The organism is uncultured Roseovarius sp., assembly GCF_913054395.1.
Taxonomy (GTDB): domain Bacteria; phylum Pseudomonadota; class Alphaproteobacteria; order Rhodobacterales; family Rhodobacteraceae; genus Roseovarius.
Window position 1 is genome coordinate 1 of record NZ_CAJXIP010000014.1, and the last position, 17,921, is coordinate 17,921.

General features: G+C 60.2%; 20 protein-coding genes and 3 pseudogenes. 11 read left to right on the top strand and 12 right to left on the bottom strand.

Features of this window, described 5'->3' with window-relative positions; all coding sequences use genetic code 11:
- The 3 genes and pseudogenes from QZ522_RS03380 to QZ522_RS03390 all read right to left on the bottom strand — a co-directional run.
- On the bottom strand, positions 1-1,470 hold a 1,470-nt coding region (locus QZ522_RS03380), incomplete at its 3' end, for a sugar phosphate isomerase/epimerase and 4-hydroxyphenylpyruvate domain-containing protein (protein WP_294607490.1).
- Positions 1,471-1,581: 111 nt separating this feature from the next.
- Positions 1,582-2,265 (bottom strand): annotated as a pseudogene (locus tag QZ522_RS03385) (ISKra4 family transposase); the annotation flags it as partial.
- Entirely contained in the window at positions 2,226-2,417 is a 192-nt protein-coding gene (locus QZ522_RS03390; protein ID WP_294607492.1) for a hypothetical protein, read from the bottom strand. The pseudogene QZ522_RS03385 and the gene QZ522_RS03390, both read right to left, overlap by 40 nt.
- Before the next feature lie 102 nt (positions 2,418-2,519).
- Here QZ522_RS03390 and QZ522_RS03395 point away from each other — a divergent pair, with 102 nt between their 5' ends.
- From QZ522_RS03395 to QZ522_RS03405, 3 genes are all read left to right on the top strand, one after another.
- A complete protein-coding gene (locus QZ522_RS03395) occupies positions 2,520-3,062 on the top strand; it encodes a cysteine hydrolase family protein (protein WP_294607494.1) in 543 nt (180 codons plus the stop codon).
- Positions 3,063-3,082: 20 nt separating this feature from the next.
- On the top strand, positions 3,083-3,958 hold the full coding sequence (locus QZ522_RS03400) for an MBL fold metallo-hydrolase (protein ID WP_294607497.1): 876 nt from the start codon (positions 3,083-3,085) through the stop codon (positions 3,956-3,958).
- Between the two features lie 344 nt (positions 3,959-4,302).
- Positions 4,303-5,157, top strand: a complete 855-nt coding sequence (locus tag QZ522_RS03405; RefSeq protein ID WP_294607500.1) for an arginase family protein — start codon at positions 4,303-4,305, stop codon at positions 5,155-5,157.
- Positions 5,158-5,426: 269 nt separating this feature from the next.
- Here the strand turns inward: QZ522_RS03405 and QZ522_RS03410 are convergent, their stop codons facing one another.
- Positions 5,427-5,741: an enolase C-terminal domain-like protein gene (locus tag QZ522_RS03410; protein ID WP_365353400.1), complete on the bottom strand. Its 315-nt coding sequence runs from the start codon at positions 5,739-5,741 to the stop codon at positions 5,427-5,429.
- Positions 5,742-5,751: 10 nt separating this feature from the next.
- Between QZ522_RS03410 and QZ522_RS03415 the strand changes: the two genes are divergently transcribed.
- The 5 genes and pseudogenes from QZ522_RS03415 to QZ522_RS03435 all read left to right on the top strand — a co-directional run bounded on the left by QZ522_RS03415 (position 5,752) and on the right by QZ522_RS03435 (position 9,642).
- The gene (locus QZ522_RS03415; protein WP_365353401.1) at positions 5,752-6,612 is read left to right on the top strand and encodes a GlxA family transcriptional regulator; all 861 of its coding nucleotides are present in this window, start codon (positions 5,752-5,754) and stop codon (positions 6,610-6,612) included.
- Positions 6,613-6,679: 67 nt separating this feature from the next.
- Positions 6,680-6,835: pseudogene (locus QZ522_RS03420) on the top strand (IS6 family transposase); the annotation flags it as partial.
- A 174-nt stretch (positions 6,836-7,009) separates the two neighbouring features.
- Positions 7,010-7,261, top strand: a pseudogene (locus QZ522_RS03425) (biotin/lipoyl-containing protein); the annotation flags it as partial.
- A gap of 75 nt (positions 7,262-7,336) precedes the next feature.
- Positions 7,337-8,539 carry an AMP-binding protein gene (locus tag QZ522_RS03430; protein WP_294607504.1) on the top strand — a complete coding sequence of 401 codons (1,203 nt, stop codon included), beginning with the start codon at positions 7,337-7,339 and terminating at the stop codon, positions 8,537-8,539.
- Entirely contained in the window at positions 8,536-9,642 is a 1,107-nt protein-coding gene (locus QZ522_RS03435) for a thiolase family protein (protein WP_294607507.1), read from the top strand. The genes QZ522_RS03430 and QZ522_RS03435 overlap by 4 nt, the downstream gene beginning before the upstream one ends.
- Here the strand turns inward: QZ522_RS03435 and QZ522_RS03440 are convergent.
- The 8 genes from QZ522_RS03440 to QZ522_RS03475 all read right to left on the bottom strand — a co-directional run bounded on the left by QZ522_RS03440 (position 9,639) and on the right by QZ522_RS03475 (position 16,263).
- Complete coding sequence (locus tag QZ522_RS03440; protein ID WP_294607509.1) at positions 9,639-10,322, bottom strand: nitroreductase; 684 nt, start codon at positions 10,320-10,322, stop codon at positions 9,639-9,641. The genes QZ522_RS03435 and QZ522_RS03440 overlap by 4 nt on opposite strands.
- The gene (locus QZ522_RS03445) at positions 10,319-10,864 is read right to left on the bottom strand and encodes a biotin transporter BioY (protein WP_294607512.1); all 546 of its coding nucleotides are present in this window, start codon (positions 10,862-10,864) and stop codon (positions 10,319-10,321) included. Before QZ522_RS03445 ends, QZ522_RS03440 begins: the two co-directional genes overlap by 4 nt.
- A 14-nt stretch (positions 10,865-10,878) precedes the next feature.
- Positions 10,879-11,481, bottom strand: coding sequence for an energy-coupling factor transporter transmembrane component T (locus QZ522_RS03450; RefSeq protein WP_294607515.1), 603 nt, complete (start codon positions 11,479-11,481; stop codon positions 10,879-10,881).
- Complete coding sequence (locus QZ522_RS03455) at positions 11,456-12,160, bottom strand: ABC transporter ATP-binding protein (RefSeq protein ID WP_294607518.1); 705 nt, start codon at positions 12,158-12,160, stop codon at positions 11,456-11,458. Before QZ522_RS03455 ends, QZ522_RS03450 begins: the two co-directional genes overlap by 26 nt.
- Positions 12,161-12,338: 178 nt before the next feature.
- Positions 12,339-13,070 (bottom strand): proteasome-type protease, encoded by a 732-nt coding sequence (locus tag QZ522_RS03460; protein WP_294607520.1) that lies wholly within the window; start codon positions 13,068-13,070, stop codon positions 12,339-12,341.
- 22 nt (positions 13,071-13,092) lie between these two features.
- Positions 13,093-13,890 (bottom strand): transglutaminase family protein, encoded by a 798-nt coding sequence (locus QZ522_RS03465; protein ID WP_294607522.1) that lies wholly within the window; start codon positions 13,888-13,890, stop codon positions 13,093-13,095.
- A gap of 3 nt (positions 13,891-13,893) precedes the next feature.
- Entirely contained in the window at positions 13,894-14,835 is a 942-nt protein-coding gene (locus tag QZ522_RS03470) for an alpha-E domain-containing protein (RefSeq protein WP_294607525.1), read from the bottom strand.
- A gap of 3 nt (positions 14,836-14,838) precedes the next feature.
- Entirely contained in the window at positions 14,839-16,263 is a 1,425-nt protein-coding gene (locus QZ522_RS03475) for a circularly permuted type 2 ATP-grasp protein (RefSeq protein WP_294607527.1), read from the bottom strand.
- A 275-nt stretch (positions 16,264-16,538) separates the two neighbouring features.
- Here QZ522_RS03475 and QZ522_RS03480 point away from each other — a divergent pair, with 275 nt between their 5' ends.
- From QZ522_RS03480 to sdhC, 3 genes are read left to right on the top strand one after another with little or no spacing between them, the layout of a single operon-like run.
- Positions 16,539-17,255 (top strand): 2Fe-2S iron-sulfur cluster-binding protein, encoded by a 717-nt coding sequence (locus tag QZ522_RS03480; RefSeq protein ID WP_294607591.1) that lies wholly within the window; start codon positions 16,539-16,541, stop codon positions 17,253-17,255.
- Positions 17,248-17,580: a succinate dehydrogenase gene (locus QZ522_RS03485; protein ID WP_294607528.1), complete on the top strand. Its 333-nt coding sequence runs from the start codon at positions 17,248-17,250 to the stop codon at positions 17,578-17,580. The genes QZ522_RS03480 and QZ522_RS03485 overlap by 8 nt, the downstream gene beginning before the upstream one ends.
- Positions 17,577-17,918 (top strand): succinate dehydrogenase, cytochrome b556 subunit, encoded by a 342-nt coding sequence (gene sdhC, locus QZ522_RS03490; RefSeq protein ID WP_294607531.1) that lies wholly within the window; start codon positions 17,577-17,579, stop codon positions 17,916-17,918. Before QZ522_RS03485 ends, sdhC begins: the two co-directional genes overlap by 4 nt.
- Positions 17,919-17,921: the final 3 nt, after the last annotated feature.

Sequence of the window (17,921 nt, forward strand, 5' to 3'; positions counted from 1 at the left end):
GATCCGAAAGACGCCTTCAGGCGTCTCCAGCGCCTGACTGCGCACAAGGCCGTCAGGATCGACCACATCGACCATCGGCGATTTGCGCATCTCGAACAGGGTTGTGTAGAACAACGACCAGCTAAGCATCTCGTCATAGCTCATGGTCTGGGCAAGATGGTCGATCCGGTTCAATCCGGCCCCCTGTTTCGCGGTCTCGGACCTGGTGAACTCGACCGACCAGACATCGCTCAGGCCGCTTTTGTCGTCGATGAAATGCAGAACACTTCCGCTCAGGCCCCTGATGGCCGGAATATCAATCTCGCCGGGGCCAACCGGCTGATTGAAGGGCTGAGCGCCCAATTGCGTCGCACGGGATACGGTGGCGGCGGCATCCTCTACCGCGATGCCGACGTCACAGACCGTGGTGCCATGCATGGCATAGGCGCTGCTGGCATAGCCCGTGGTCTCGCGGTTGATGACAATGCGCACATCGCCCTGAACCCAGAGTGACAGGGTCTTGGCGATATGGGTTCCGGCATGGACAAACCCCAGCGTTTCAAGCATCGCCTCAAGGGCGGTGGCCTCTTCGCCCCGGCTGGCGAACTCGACAAAGGATACCCCCCGCACAAGCGACTTGGCCGGGATATCGGGCAGGTCGAGCGTCGTACCGGGTTCTTCGCGGCGCACATCGTCCATCAGCGCGACAAGCGAGCGATAGCCATCCTTGGCGATGGTCGCCGGTGGCCCGCCGCGAAACTGATCGTTGAAGATTTCAAGCGAGATCGGCCCGCCATAACCCGTCGCGACGACCGCCCGCATGAAGGCGGTGACATCAAGGTCGCCTTCACCAGGCATATTGCGGAAATGACGGGACCAGTAAAGCAGGTCCATGTCGATCAGCGGCGCATCAGCCAGTTGCACAAAGAATATCTTGTCGCCCGGAATGCGCCGGATGGTTTCCGGGTCAATCTTGCGGCCGAGGCTGTGAAAACTGTCAAGGATCAGGCCGACATTGTCATGCTCCGCGCGGCGCACCACCTCCCAGGCATCACGGTGATCGTTGACGTGACGCCCCCAGGCAAGCGCCTCATAGCCGACGCGCAGACCCCGCCCGCGCGCCCGTTCACCCAGTTCGTAAAAATCCGCCGCGGCGCGGTCGATCCCACCCAGGGCCTCGGGGTGGCAGGATGAGCAGACAAGGATAAGGTCGGTGCCAAGCTCCTGCATCAGGTCGAACTTGCGCTCGGCGCGGTCAAAGGCCTTGGCCCGCAGCGGATCGGGAAGCCCCTCGAAATCGCGAAAGGGCTGAAACAGGGTGATCTCAAGGCCCATGGAGCGGATCAGGTCGCCAACCTCGCGGGGGCTGCCGTCATGGGCGATGAAATCCTGCTCGAAGATTTCGATACCGTCGAAACCGGCCTTGGCAATGGCCTCAAGCTTTTCCGGCAGGTTGCCCGAAATCGATACCGTCGCGATTGAGGTTTTCATAGGCTGTCTCCTGAAATGGCATCGCGCAGGGCCGCATGATCCACATCAATGCCGGGAGCGGGCAAAACATGGTGGTCAGGCGGCCATCTTTGAAACAGTTAGCCTTCCGTTGAGGATTGTCGCGGCGGTCATCACTTTCCCATGCCAAAGGTACCAACGCAGTGTTTCGGCGGTTCGCTCGAACAGTAGTGGCAACCCTGAAAAGCCTTTCGATCGCAGGGTGCCCTGCACCAAGTTTGGCTGGCCGTCTAATATCACGGTCACCTTGCTTTGGCCATCCCAACCTTGTGCAATCAGGTCATTTCGGAGCTGTCTGGCAGGCGATGCAGCGGCTTGTTGAACGAGGCCAAATCGTCGGCTCATATTGAGGCTTTCAACTTTGCCGACCACAACATCAAGGTGCCGTTTCTGGTATTCAGGCCGACATCGTATGTGCGCACCATCTAGGAAAACAGTCAGTGGGGAGAAGGCCGCGTTTGTACCCGCGTCTCCTCGGTGTGCGTCGTCGTTGCTGATTTTGTCAGCGATGCGGCCCAAGCGATTTCGCACTGTCGTGTTCAACTGGGCCGAACAGGGCAGGAACATTTAGATCAATCGGGCGGCTTCTCGAAACGAGTGCCTCGATCCCAATTCAGCCTGCAGGCGTCGAAGTTCTGGCATCGCACGATCAGGGAAAAGCCCGCCAAATGGAGATTGCGGGCCAGGATTCGGGACCCCTGCCGATTGGCACGAGCAATGTCGAATCCTCGGCGACTTCACGCGAAATCGACCGAATATCGTGTCGAATACACAGCCTCCTCCTTCAAAAGGTCCACCTGCAACTGCGGCGTGTCTTGTGCTGTGGTGCGGGCCATGCGCCCGGCGATCTCGAACAGGTCCGCCAATCCCAGTGCGGCCGAGTTCTGCGCCCCAGGGTAAAGGAGGATGCCAAACCGAATGGTTGTCATTTGTCTTTATTGCCTCTTATTCTGTCGATATCGCCAATCGTCCTTTTTATGGCGGCAGGCCAGGTTCAGGTCAATGAAATCGGATCATGAAAGGTTGAACCCATGTCCAAACGTGCTGTTATCGTCGTTGATCTCCAGAACGAATACTGGCCGGAAGGCGGCTTTGCGCTCGAAAACATCGAGGGTGCTGCTGCAAACGCGGCCCGCGTCATCGCTCAGGCCCGCAAGGTCGGGGATCTGGTGGTCAATGTTCGTCATGAAAAGCCTGGGGGGCCGATCTTCGTGCCGGGCAGCAGAGGTGCCGAGATCAACGAGAGTGTCGCCCCAGCCGAGGGCGAGCCGGTCATAACCAAGAATTTCCCAAATTCCTTCCGGGCCACAGGTCTGAAAGACCTGCTCGACGAGAAAGGGATCGAAGAGGTCGTGGTGATCGGCGCGATGAGCCATATGTGTGTCGATGCGACGGTGCGCGCCGCCAATGATTTCGGCTATCGCACCGTGACCATCCACGACGCCTGCGCGACACGGAATCTGGAGTTCAACGGGGTGACTGTGCCCGCCGCCCATATTCACGCCGCGATGATGTCGTCCTTCGGCTTTGCCTATGGCGAGGTCATCTCGACCGACGATTTCCTTGCCCGCTGATCTGGAAATGGAGAGACATAATGATCACCCGTCGAGAAATGCTTACCCTGACCGGTGCCGCCCTCACTGGAGGAATGGCTGCGACAGCCACTGCGCAACAAGGAACATCGTCCGCAAAACGCGCAACGATCACCCAGATTCGCAATGCAACGCTTCGCGTTGACTATGGCGGTGTCCGCTTCCTCATTGATCCGATGCTGGCAGATCGCCACAGCTTTCCCGGGTTCGAAGGTACGCTCAACAGCGAAGAGCGCAATCCGTTGGTCCATCTGCCATTGCCCGTGGCTGACATCATCGACGTCGATGCAGTGATTGTCACTCACCTGCACCCGGACCACTGGGACGAAGCAGCACAAGAGGCACTGCCCAAACACCTGCCGATCTTCACGCAAAACGACACCGATTCAGACATCATCCGGGGTCAGGGATTTGCCGATGTTCGGGTGCTTTCGGAACATTCCGAGTTCAACGGTGTGCAGCTGATCAAAACGGACGGCCGTCACGGAACCGAGGCACATTACGAAGCCATTGGCCATATCCTTGGCGAAGTCTGCGGTGTTGTGTTCATGCATCCAGAGGAAAAAACCGTCTATCTTGTCGGTGACACCATCTGGAATGATGATGTGGCTCAGGTTTTGGCGGCCCATCAGCCGGAGGTCGCCATCCTGAACACCGGATATGCCATGATCCAAGGGTTGGATGACGGGATCATCATGGGCACGGACGACACCCTGAGCGTCCATGAAGCTTCGCCCGACACCCTTTTGATTGCGTCGCACATGGAGGCGGTGAATCACTGCATTCTGACACGCGCAGAACTTCGCGCATTCGCAGATGAGCATGGATTTGCAGAAGTGCTTCGTACGCCTGGCGATGGCGAAATGATTGCGATATGACATCCTGACAAGACTTGGGTCGCACGCATTAAGCGCGCGGCCCGGTTGCAGTTGTGCCTCGAAAAAAGGCGCTGCGAGTTGCGCGAACGAAGGTAAGATGAAAGTTGATGTTTTGCATTCAACGCTGCAGCGGAGGATGTTCAACTGCCCGCTCAGACAGCACTCGATAGAAAATTTTGCCGCGGGCTGTTGAGACCGCATTGCATTTTCTCAAGGCAAGTTGCTCCTACCTGATCAATCACAACTCGAAAAGGTTATAAATGTCTACTCCCGCACTCATCATCTATCCATATTCTTTCGGCAGACGTTCTAACAACGGTGCAAACCGGATGCACCTTCGCCCAATGGCCATTCACGACAGTCCAGGTTTTCTCGAGGCGCTGGAACGGGAATTTGGTGAGGTGCCATGCGTCATGATTGACGACCAAGACGAACCAGACCCTGAAGACTGCGCCGGCAATGACGGACTAAACGTAGCCGGGTTCTTTCCCGGCGATCAAATGAGCAGGATTTGGGCTCAAAATGCTCGGTATGCCGAGGAGGTAAGAAAAGCCCGTCGTCACAACCAGTTACCCGTCGGCCTTATTGTCGGATGCACGGCGGCGATCGGGATGGTCGCGGCACTCGGTGAGCATGACGATATCGGAATGATCTGGCTTGACGCCCATTCCGATGCGTCAACACCCGAGACATCTAGGTCGGGCCTGCTGGAAGGAATGCCGGTGGCAATGATCACCGGGCGGTGTTGGAAACGCTACATGGCCGAGCACAAGGGGTTTCGCCCCCTGACCGATGAGCGTGTTGCATCAATCGGGCTGCATGACACCAGCGCTAACCCATGGGCGCCAGACGATCTGCCCGGGCTTCGTGTGACCCCTGCGGAGGTCGCGGAATTCGGGTTCGAGAACGCGGTGGAAACAGCGCTGGACGCGCTACGGGAAGAGGTGACCAGTGTTTACATTCATATCGATGTCGACTGTCTCGATCCTTCCGAGGTGCGCGTCAGTTCCTACATGGCGCCCGGTGGCATGACTTTCGCGCAGCTCGACCATGTTCTGGCCGCCGTTGCGGCAAAATTCGACGTCCTCGGCATCGATTTTGGGGCCTTCGATCCTACCATCGAGAAAGGGTCCAACTCCAAACTCGCAGAGGCGGTCCTGCGAGCGGTGAGGACGGTGACGGGATCTGTCGATGAATAGCCCGGTAAGGCAATGCCTGAAGCACTAGGGTCCATGGACAATTCGGATTCGCATTCCGCGTGCTTTCTGATTCAGAATCCCAAACGGGAGGTCTGAATGGACCGGCAGCGGTTTGTGGTTTCAGATGTGTTGTGGCAACGGCTTGAACCGCTTCGGGCCAACGGCGCCACGCCGTTCCAGATACTTGCGAACCTGGCGGCATAATCATGTCCAGTGATCAGACCTTTTAAACCAATCTGGAACTTTGCGACGCAACCTTGGTCACCCAGTCAGATCGAAAATATGGATACTCCAAATAGTGACTCGTCCAGCATGGCACCAAGACCCGGTCCCGTCGGCAAAGCGATATGCCCATTTTGGATTGTTATGCCGTCGACCGTATCATAGTGGCCCTCAATGTAAGGGGCAGCAATCCATGCCCCCTCAGCACGATTGGGCGCGACCGACGCGGCCATATGTACACAGGCAGCCGCGATGATATCGCCACCCCAAGCATCGTCGCAGGTATGTGGCAGATTGCGTCCGGCGCAAAGTTCCCTGAAAGCCCTCATTGGATGAAGTCTGCCAATCCGGGTAATCTTCATACCAAACCTATTGACGAGACCCGTAACCCTTTATCGTTGGTCCTACGCATCTCTTGGCGGTGCGACCGCCAGCAGTTCTGACGGCACCCGTATCGAGGTGCAGTATCGCTTCGACGCCCTGCCGGACTGCGACAGGCTGATCGTGTTGTCCGGGATCGGGATGCAGTCCAAGGACCATTCTGTCCTTCTCAATGCACTACGGCGAAAAGATCGACTGACCAGCACACGGATCGGCGCGCTTTGCTCAGGCAGCTGGGTGCTTGCAATCGGCGGGTTCCTGAATGGCCGCGAAGCCTCCATCCATTGGGAATATCATGACAGCTTCATGGAAAAATTTCCCGAAGTTAACCTTCTTCGCAATGTCTTTGTAGCGGATGAAAAACACCCCATAGCGTCAGGCGGTACCGCAACAGCGGACCTGATGCTGCATCTGATTTCCAGGGACCATGGGCACGACCTGTCCGTCGCGGTGGCGGACCAAATGGTATACAATGCCGTTCGGGAAGCGACGGCTGCGCAAAAGGTCTCCCTTCAGTCGCGCAATGGAATGCGCAATCCGCACCTTGTGGCGGCCATAGCGCAAATGGAAGAACAACTCGAACACCCGGTGTCGCCGTCAGCAATCGCGCGTGACCTTGGTATCTCGACACGTCAACTGGAACGCCTTTTTGGCAAATATCTGAACGCATCGCCGAAGAAATACTACATGGAAATGCGGCTTGAAAGAGCGCGTCACTTACTCGTGCAGACCGAAATGTCGATCATGGACGTTGCCTTGGCCTGTGGTTTTGAAAGTTCTGCGCACTTCTCGCGTGTATATCGCACAGCCTTTGGCTGCACTCCGATGATGCAGCGCGGCAAGCTGAGTTGAGAAGGCTCCGTTACATCAACTCGACGGAAGTCGCAGGGTCCGCTTGTTTGTGCCAATGCAGGTGCCGATGGCGCAGCGTAAGAATCCGTTTGATCGGCACCGGTTTACCTGTGGGATCATCCTGATGGCGGTACGCTGGTATTGTCGCTACCCACTTTCATGCAGGAATCTGCGTGCCATATCGGTCGATGCCTTTGCCATCCATCGCTGGGTGCGCAAGTATCTGGAACGGCGTGGCGCCGTTGGCCGGAATCTGACCCTTTTGGATCATACGTGACCGAAAACCTGTCCGCGACACACGACGTCGATTCGCTGGCCGCACGGTCCGGCATGAGCAGGCGCAGCTTCACCCGGAATCTCCAGAAGATGACAGGCATGTCACTGGGTAATTGGCTCATCGGCCACCGCCGCACGTCCCAAAGCCGAAACCGGCAATGCGGACCATGTAGGCGCGCCTATGCCCGGCGTTGTGGCGTCGGTCGCGGTGCAGGTGGACCGGCGGATCCACAAAGGCGATCTGCTGCTGACTATCAAAACTATGAAAATGGAAACTGGCCTAACCGCCGACCGCGACGCCACCGTCAAAGCCGTCCACGTCAGCCCCGGAGCCCAGATCGACGCCAAGGATCTGTTGGTGGAATTGGAGTGACCGCGAACAGGTTTTATTTACATAACCTTGCTTATGCGTACTATCGGATCGGATCGTGCATGACCCCGCAGATCAATGCTATATGCTACCGGGGATGACACCGCGCAGGACAAGGTTAAGAGCGTGACCCAAGGCACATTCCAATGGCACCCCGCCACCCGCGTGATCACGTCCGGCGATCAGATAGCGCAGCTTTGCGGGCTGGTCCGCGACCATTGCTCGATCTCGGTCTCCGCCTTGGGCGTGTCGGCGCTTGACGGGCAAGGCCATCTGCACTGTGCGACCTCGGGCTCGACCGGCACGTCAAAGGTGATCCGCCGCACCCAACATTCCTGGACCCGCAGCTTTGCGGTAAATGGCCGGGTGCTTGGGCTGTCGCCCGCCGATTGCATCGCGGTGTTCGGCACGCTTGCCCATTCGCTGGTTCTATATGGCACATTGGAAGCGGCCCATCACGGCACGCGCATTCTTGACCTGCATGGCCTCCGCCCGGATCGGCAAGGCGGCGCGCTTGCACGGGAACAGGCGACGGTCCTCTATATCACACCGACACAGCTTGGCCTGCTCTGCACCGGCGTGACGCCCCCACTTGCATCGGTGCGCCATATTCTGGTCGGCGGCGGCCAGCTCAGCGACAGGATCAGAACCGCCGCCGCACGCCTCTTTCCCAATGCCCGGCTGATCCATTTCTATGGTGCCGCCGAGACAAGCTTTATCGCATGGTCCAATGGCTCTGCGCCGCGCGGATCGGTCGGAACGGCCTATCCTGACGTGAGGCTTTCGATCCGTGACGAGGCGGGTCATGAAACCGGCGGGATCGGCGAAATCTGGGTCAAGAGCCCCTATCTGTTTGACGGCTACGCCAACACGCATAGCGCCGATACGCGCTGGAACGGTGATTATCTCTCAATCGCGGAACTCGGGCGGCTCGACGGCGATGGCAACCTGTTTGTCATGGGACGGCGAAACCGGATGGTGACGATCTCTGACATCAATGTCTTTCCCGAGGAAATCGAAACCTATCTTGCCGGGGTGGCTGGCACCGATGACGTCGTGGTGATCCCCCTGCCAGATCCGAAACGCGGTAGCCGCCTTGTGGCGGTCATCGCCGGGGCCGATCCCTCGATGGGCGAAAACGAAGTGCTGCAACTCTGTCGTCGGGATCTTGGCCCGCTGCGCGCCCCCCGCCGGGTGCTTTTCGCGCCACAGCTTGCGATGCTGCCCGCAGGCAAACCCGATTATCGCGCGATCCGCAAATGGGTAGAAAGCAACACATGACCCAACCCTGTATCGTCGCCGCCATGCGCTCTGCCGTGGTGCCAATGAACGGCGCATTCGCCGATCTGCAATTTCACGAGATCGCCGCCCCGGTCATCCGCGCCAGCCTTGCCGCCTGCGGCTTGGACGGCGCGGACATCGGCGAGCTGATCGTCGGCAACGCTCTTGGCGCGGGCGGCAATCCGGCACGGCTATGTGCCCTTGCGGCGGGTCTCCCAGAGCGGGTGGCGGGGCTTTCGATTGACCGGCAATGCGCCAGCGGCCTTGATGCGCTGGTTCTGGCCGATGCGCTTATCCGTTCGGGGCATGCCGAGGTCGTCATCGCCGGGGGCGCCGAAAGCTATTCGCGCCGCCCCGAGCGGGCCGAGACCTTTGCCGACGGCCGCCCTGCCCGGCCCTATGCCCAGGCCCGCTTTACCCCATGGCCGGACCGTGACCCCGACATGCACACCGCCGCCGATGCCCTTGCCCACAGCCTTGGCATCCCCCGCGCGGATCAGGATGCATGGGCCGTGCAAAGCCATGCCCGCGCCCTGAACGCGCGCCCGCGTCTGGCCCGCGAAATCGTCGGGATCAACGGCGTCGAACAGGATCCGTTCACCCGTCCCCTGTCGCAAACCCTCTGCGCCCGTTCCCGCCCGATCAGCGGAACCATCACCCCGGCCAATACCTCGGTCGCCGCCGATGGCGCCGCCTTTTGCGTTGTGACCTCAGGGCGCATTGCCCGCAGGCTTGGCACCCCCACCGCCCGGATTGTCGCAGGCTGTACGGTCGGCTGTCGCCCCGATCTTCCGGGGCTTGCACCCGTCGCGGCGATCAAAAAGCTGTTGCAGGACGCGGCGATCACGCCGGATCAAATCACAGTCGCCGAAGTGATGGAGGCCTATGCCGCCCAGGCCATCGCCTGTGTCACCCAGAGCGGGATCAACCCCGATATCGTCAATCCCGGCGGCGGGTCGCTGGCGCGCGGACACCCGATCGGCGCATCCGGCGCGATCAATGCGGTGCGGCTTTATCATGAACTTGCCACTCGCGGCGGCCAGGGCCTTGCCGCCATCGCCGCCGCCGGGGGAATCGGCACGGCGCTCTTGCTGCGCGCCTAACCGTCAAATCCCTCAAAGCGCGCGAAATCCTCAAGCGCGTCGCGCTCTGTCCTGACCGTGTTCACCGACGCCGACGCATCCGGGCGCCCAAGGGCGATACCGCAAACCACAAGTTCGTCCTCGGGCAGGCCCATCACCTCGTGCGTCAGATCGCCGTAATTGCCCAAAGCGCCGATGCCGCTGGTGCCATAGCCCATATCCTCGGCCGCCAGAAATAATGCCATGAGGCTCATCCCCAGGTCCATGAAGCACCCCTTGCCCATGTCCCGCTGAATCGTCACGACAATCCCAACCGGCGCGTCGAAAAAGCGGTAATTGCGGTCAAACTGGGCCTTTCGCCCCGCGATATCGCGCCGTTCGATCCCCAATGCAGAGTAAAGAGCATAGCCCGCCGCCCGCTGTTTCGCCTTCAGGGCCGCAGCCATCGGATCGGGAAAATACGAAAACTCCGACACCGGTTCACGCCCCGTCGCCACCGCATCAAGCAAGGCCGACTTGAGCCTCTCCAACGGCGCGCCCGAGAGCGCGTGAAACCGCCCCGGTTGCAGGTTTGCGCCGCTCGGCGCAAGCCGCGCCGCCGTCAGGATGCGCGCGACGTCGGGCCTTGGCACCGGCGTCGCGTCAAAAGCCCGGATCGAACGCCGCGCCCTCAGCAGGCACTCAAGGCCCGTGGCGGTCATGCCCGCGACAGAACACTTTGCGGACGCGCCCGCGCAAGGGCGGCGGTGATCATGCCGGCAAGCACGGCCTTGATGATGTCACCGGGAATAAAGGCCGCGACCAAAAGCGCCGCCTCATAGGCGGATTTCTTGAGGATGATTGCCAAGCCCGCGACGCCAAAGACATAAAGCACGAGGATTCCCCCGATGATCGACGCAATCCCAGCCACCATCGCCAGCGATCCGCCGCGCCATTTCTCGACGATAAAGCCGGTGACAAAAGCCGCCACCGGCCAGCCAAACAGGAACCCGGCCGAGGGAGACACGAACAGGCCAAGCCCGCCACGTCCCCCCGCCAGAAGCGGAAGCCCCAAAGCCAGAAGCAACAGGAACAACAGCACCGCCATGGCCCCGCGCCGCGATCCAAGCACTGTCCCGCAGAGCATGATACCAAGGCTTTGCGCGGTGATCGGCACGCCGAAGGCGAGGGTGAATTTCGGGATAAGCCCAAGCGCCGCAATCAAGGCGGCAAAAAGGGCTATGAGGGCAAGGTTACGTTCCATCGGTCTATTTCCTTCTATTGGTTAAGGCCGCCGCGTGCCTTTAGCGCCTCGGCCAGGTGTTCAGCATCGTCAATCGCCAGCACGGTGAACGGCATGACAATTTTCCAACTTGGTTTCCTTGGCGACCTCGCCGCCCATGATTGCGTCAGCTGGGCACCCTTATCGGCCAGCGTCGGCGTAAAGCGCACCACAAGGGCAATTCCGATTTCAAGCGCGCGGGTGTTGACGCCCAGCCGTCTTAGCGGCGCGGCAAGCCAGCGCACAACCTCGATCATCGCCGAAAGTTTCGTGGTCATCGTCACAAGGTTGGCAAGCGCCACCGCCGACAACAGCCGCAACACCACCACCGCGCCCTCAACCATCGCACCGATCACAAGATGCCAGACAAGCACCAGCGCGACAAACGGCCAAAGCACCCGAAGCCCGCGCATCCCGGCGGCGAAAAAGCGCCGACCCGGCAGGCGATAGACAGCCAGACAGCCAAGGAACACCGCAAGGTGAAAGCCAAGGCTTTCCTGAGAAAACAAAACCACCGTCGCGCCACAAAGCGCCGCAAGCTTTGCGCCCGCCGGCCAGCGATGCGCGCGGGTTTCAACCGGCGAGGTCAGAGATATCATCACGCCCCCCAAGTTCGGTCATGTGGCTGGCAAAGGCCAAAAGCGTCGGCACGGCCGGACCATCCTGTTTGATCCGCCCCTCGTCAAGCCAGATCACCCGCTCATACCCGCGCAGGGCCTCGGGGTCATGCGATATATGAATCACTGTCGCGTCGATACGATCAAAATACCGCGTCAACTGGGCACGGGTCACGATGTCGAGGCCGGAAAACGGCTCGTCCAGAATGACCACCCTGGGCGCCATCGCGATGATCGCCATCAGGCAGACCAGTTGCTTTTGCCCCTGCGAGAGCTGATGTGTGGCGGCCGATGCCCAATGGGATTTGTCAAATTTCGCAAGGGTCTCGGCCACTTGCTGCGCGGCCTCGTCCTTTGACGCACCGCCCTGAAGCAGGCCAAAGGCCAGCTCTTCTTCCACGGTCGGGAAAATGATCTGATGGTCGGGGTTCTGAAACAGGATGCCGACGGTGCGTAACGCCGCCTTGCGGTCACGGGCGATGTCGATGCCACAGACCCGCACCCTGCCCTGATCCGGCGCGACAAGCCCCGACAGCACCCGCGCCAGCGTGGTTTTACCCGACCCGTTTCGTCCGACGATGCCGACACGGCGTTCGGGAACCGACAGGGCGATATCCGACAAAAGCGTCTTGCCATCGCGCGACAGGGACACCCCGGCCATTTCGCATGTCGCGGACAGACCGGCCGGTCGTGAAAGGACACTCCTTGCCTTCATTGTTATCCCTCGTTGCCGATTCACATGCGCACCGCAGGCGCAGGTATCGCCATCGACAATAGCGAATGCAAGCGGGCTCGAACATGCCCGGTTTTCACCGGGCCGCATTTGACACGCGCGCGCCTTACACTTCGGGGTTCGGCAGGCTTTCGAAGGCACGCTTGAGCGCGTCGCCCCAGCCATCGGAAATGGTGGCAAAATAGGGATCGTCCGCTTCGATCCGCAGGGTATGGTCACTGCTGAAACTGTCCCTGTCGTAAAAACACACATCAAGCGGAAGCCCGACCGAAAGGTTGGCCTTGATGGTCGAATCAAAACTCACCAGCATCAGTTTCATGGCATCGGCAAAGCTCATATCCCGCTCATAGGCGCGCACAAGGATGGGGCGGCCATACTTGGTCTCGCCGATCTGGAAAAACGGGGTCTCATGGCTGGCCTCGATAAAGTTGCCCTCGGGGTAGATCAGGAAAAGCCGCGGCGGCCCGCCCTTGATCTGACCACCAAGGATGATCGTGGCGTTAAACCCGGAATCGGCGCGCTGTCCGGTGCTGGCATGGGTGTCGATCACCCCGCGCAGGGTCTCTGCCACAAGCCGCGCGGCCTGAAACATCGAGGGGACCGTCAGGATCGAGGGGTCGCGATCGTCATGCGCCTTGGTGCGTTCCTCAAGCAGGCTGACGACCGCCTGCGTGGTGGCAAGATTGCCCGCTGTCATCATCACGAGCGCGCGCTCGCCCGGTACATCGAAGCGGTGGAGCTTGCGAAAGGTCGAAATGTTGTCGACCCCGGCATTGGTGCGGGTGTCCGACATGAAAACGATCCCGCGTTCAAGGACCAACCCGACACAATAGGTCACCGGCGCAACCCTTTCGTTTCTATTATTGCTGCGTCACGCTAAGCGACACATCCATGCTTTCCTCGGCCAGCCCATAGCGGTGCCCCACGATCGGCGCGGCCTCGGTATAATCAAGACCGGTCGCCACCCGCACATAGCGCGCATCGGGCGAAATCGCATTGGACACATCAAACCCGACCCATCCCAAACCGTCGACATGCGCTTCGGCCCAGGCATGGGTCGCGCTTTGCTCGTCCTGACCATCCATCCGCAAATATCCCGAAACATAGCGCGCCGGAAGCCCCATCGCCCGCGCGCAGGCAATGAAAACATGCGCGTGATCCTGACACACCCCATGCCCGGCGGTCAGGGCGTCCTCGGCGCTCCAGGCGATCTCGGATTTTCCAGTCTCATAGGCAATCGCACCATGAATGCGCCCCGACAGGTCGTGCAGCCGCTCAAGGTCGCTTTCTCCCTCGACACTGCGCACCATCTCGCGGCAGGCCTTGCCGACGCGGGTATGCTCGGTGGCCTTTTGAAACAGCCAGAGCGGCGCAAGCCCCTGATGCGCGCCAACCACCCCGGCGGTGTCGGTGACCTCGACCACCCCTTCCGAGCGCACGACAAGCTGTGTCACCTCGGGTTCGAAACTGAACAACAGGACGCGGTTGCGGTGGTGGTCGTCAAACTCCACCTGCTTTTGCCCGCCCTCTACGGTGATTTTCCAGTCGCGCACGACCTGCCCGCGCGTCGGTTTCGGCAGCAGGCGGATTTGTTGCACGCCATAAGGCACCGGGGCGGAATAATCGTAACGGGTGGTATGTGTGATCGTAAGGCGCATGGCTTATCCGTAGAACCTGTAATCAATCTCGATCTGGTTGCTCAGCGCCGACAGGTTTTCCAGCACCCCCTGCACATATTCATGCAGCCCATACTCAAAGATCGCGTTGACATCATGGCTTAGAAACCGCCGACACATCGTATCGACCGTCTGATGGCATGGCAGGCGCATCCCGTAGTCGCTTGCCAGATAATTGAGGTTGTCGCGCAACTTGCCACAGCAGAAATTAAGACTGCGCGGCATGCATTTATCGAGGATCAGAAACTGTGCAATGCCGCGCGGGGTCACATCGGGGCCGATCGCGATCCGATAGCCGCCTTCGGCGCTGACCGAGCGCAGGATCGTATCCCATTGCACGTTATCAAGCCGCGAACCTACCGCGGCGGCGGATGGCAACAGCACATAGTATTTCACATCCAGGATCCGGGCGGTGTTGTCGGCCCTTTCGATAAAGGTGCCGATACGCACGAAATCATAAATTTCATTGCGCAGCATGGTGCCGTGAATGGCGCCCCGCACAAGCGCGCTGCGTTCGCGAACCAGCGCCAGAACCCGTGGCAGATCGCGGTCGCGAACCCTGCGCGCCATGGCATCGCGCAACATCATCCAGCACGAATTAACCGCCTCCCATGCCTCGTGGGTCAACGCGGTGCGCACCAGTCGCGCATTCTGGCGCGCTTGGCCCACCACCGACATCACCGAGGCCGGATTGTCAGGGTCGCGCAGCATCCAGTCAATGGCAAGATCGGCGGTGACTTCGCCGTGCTTCTCGATATAGCCCTGCGACATGGCGCCTGCCTGCAACACCGAAAGCCAGTCATCGGCCCCGCTTCCGGCACGTGTCAGGGCAATCCGCTGGCCGGTTTCGATCATCCGCGCGGTATTCTCCGAGCGTTCAAGCAGACGGGCCATCCAGAACAGGCCACCGGCGGTTTTCCCAAGCATCGCTTAATCCTCCAGCACCCAGGTGTCCTTGGTGCCCCCGCCCTGCGACGAGTTCACCACGAGCGATCCCTTTTTCATTGCCACCCGCGTCAAGCCGCCGGGGGTGACCTGAATGCCGTCTTTGGACATCAGCACGAAGGGGCGCAGATCGACATGCCGCGGCGCCAGCCCGGTTTTGGCAAACACCGGCACGGTCGACAGGCTAAGGGTAGGTTGCGCGATGTAATTGCTGGGGCGCGCGCGCAGCTTGCGCTCGAAGTCCTTCAGCTCTTTCTTGCTCGCCGCCGGGCCGATCAGCATGCCATACCCCCCCGATCCATGCACCTCTTTGACCACCAGATCCGCCAGGTTCGCGAGGACGTAATCGAGGCTTTCCTTTTCGCTGCACCGCCATGTCGGCACGTTCTGCAAAATCGGCCGCTCGCCGGTATAGAATTCGACGATCTCGGGCATATAGCTATAGATTGCCTTGTCGTCGGAAATTCCGGTGCCAGGCGCATTGGCGATGGTGATGCCCCCGGCGCGATAGACATCCATGATCCCCGGCACGCCAAGCGCGGACTCCGGGTTGAAATTCAGCGGATCGAGAAACTCGTCATCGACCCGGCGATACAGCACGTCAATCGGGTGATAGCCGCGTGTGGTGCGCATCGCCACGCGCCCGTCCACCACCCACAGATCATGCCCCTCGACAAGCTCGACCCCCATCTTGTCGGCCAGAAACGCGTGCTCGTAATAGGCCGAGTTGTAAATCCCCGGCGTCAGAACCGCGACGGTAGGCGTGTCCTCACAGGGCTCGGGCGCCGAGGCCGCCAGCGACCGGCGCAGGTTGCGCGGATAATCCGACACCGGGCGCACCCGCGTCTTGCTGAACAACTCTGGAAACATCCGCAGCATCGTCTCGCGGTTTTCCAGCATGTAACTTACGCCCGAGGGCGTGCGCGCATTGTCCTCAAGTACGAAAAACTCGTCCGGGCCGGTACGCACAAGGTCGATCCCGGTGATATGCGTGTAAATGCCGCCCGGCGGCGCAACCCCTATCATCTGAGGCAGGAATGCCGCGTTATTGGCTATCATTTCGTGCGGCACACGGCCTGCACGCAGAATTTCCTGCCGGTGATAAATATCATGCAGGAAGGCGTTGATCGCGCGCACCCGCTGTTCGATGCCACGTTCAAGGCGCTGCCATTCCCGCCCGCCGATGATCCTCGGGATGATATCGAACGGGATCAGCCGCTCTTGCGCCTCGGCCCGGCCATAGACGTTGAAGGTGATGCCGGTCAGGCGGAACAGGTCTTCGGCCTCGCGCTGTTTGGCGCGAAGCCGGGCGGCATCCTGATCGGTCAGCCAACCGTCGAAGGTCTCGTAGGCCTCGCGAATCTGGCCGGCGTGACCGTGCATTTCATCGAACATATCCATGTCACGCATGCTTTCCCCCTGCCCGCGCCCGCGCAATCGGGATTCATCTGACGCCGCGCAAACCCACCGGATTTTGTCTGCCCGTGCCGCGATGCTGCATAAAAATTGCGCGGAGCGCCAAATTTAGCGGCACCATTCTGATGCGGGTCATATCCGCTTTAGATAGCTGAACTTACAAAAACCATTAGCATTTATTCCTTTTCGTTAGCTGCACTGATAAATATAACCAATGTCACACCCAGCAACCGACCCGAAAAGGGGCCCCCGTGACCGTCGCTCAGGAAATGCTTGATGTCACCGTCCACCGCGGCACCAGCCGTGGCGCGCAATACGACAGCTTTCAGGTTCCCGCCCATGAAAGCCAGACAGTGCTTGATGTGGTGTCGTGGATTCAGCAGTTCGCCGATCCGACGCTCAGCTATCGCTTTGCCTGTCGGGTGGGCATGTGCGGGTCTTGCGCGATGATGGTCAACGGCACCCCGCGCTGGACCTGCCGCACCCATGTCAACAAGGTTGCCGCCGACGGCAAGCTGATGATCGAGCCGCTGCGCAACCTGCCGGTGATCAAGGATCTCGCCGCCGACATGGACCCGTTCTTTGACAAGTGGACAGCCGCCGAAGGACACCACCACCCAAGCCAGACCCGCCATGATCCGATCGTGCCCATCGACCCGACCGACGCCGCCCGCGCCGAGGCCGATCTTGGCGTCGAATGCATCAATTGCGCGATCTGTTATGCGGCCTGCGATACGGTGGCTGGCAATCCCGACTATCTTGGGCCCGCCGCCCTGCAACGCGCCTGGACCCTGCTGAACGATAGCCGCGATGACGGGCACGCCGGCATTCTGGATGCGGTCTCGGGCAGCGGCGGCTGTCACAATTGTCACTCGATGGGAAGCTGCGCGCAATATTGTCCGAACGAGCTTAACCCGATGCGCGCCATTGCCGGGCTGAAGCGCGAAACCGCCAAGTCGTTTTTCAAAGGAAAGCGCAATGCTTGATCTGCGTCTTTACATGTTGCAACGGCTGAGCGCGCTTGTCATGGCGCCCCTGGTTCTGGGCCACCTCGCGGTGATGATTTATGCCATCCAGGGCGGTCTGAGCACCGCCGAAATCCTTGGCCGCACCCAGGGCAGCGCGCTTTGGTTCGCCTTCTACGGTCTCTTCGTCATTGCCGTTTCGATCCACGCCGCCATCGGCGTGCGGGTGATTGTCCATGAATGGCTCGCTCTCAGGGGCGCGGCGCTCTCGCTCCTGACATGGGGCGCCTGCGCGGGCCTGCTCTTTCTCGGCCTCAGCGCCGTTTTCGCGGTGACTGTCCAATGAAGGCCCCTGCCCGCTCACACCCGCTTTGGTTCGCCTTTGTGCTGCACCGGCTTTCCGGCCTTGGCCTTGCCCTGTTTCTACCGGCGCATTTCTGGCTCTTGTCACAGGCGCTGACCAACCCCGCGCGGCTTGACGGGTTTCTGCAATTCGCCGAAATCCCGCTGGTCAAACTGGCCGAGTTCGGCCTCGTCTTCCTGCTCGCGGTGCATATGTTTGGCGGCCTGCGCCTTATGGCGCTTGAATTCCTGCCCTGGTCGGACCGCCAGAAATCCCTTGCCGCAGGCGCGGTCGGCGTGGCGTTCCTGATCTCCGGCACCTTCTTTCTGAAAGCTATATAGGCC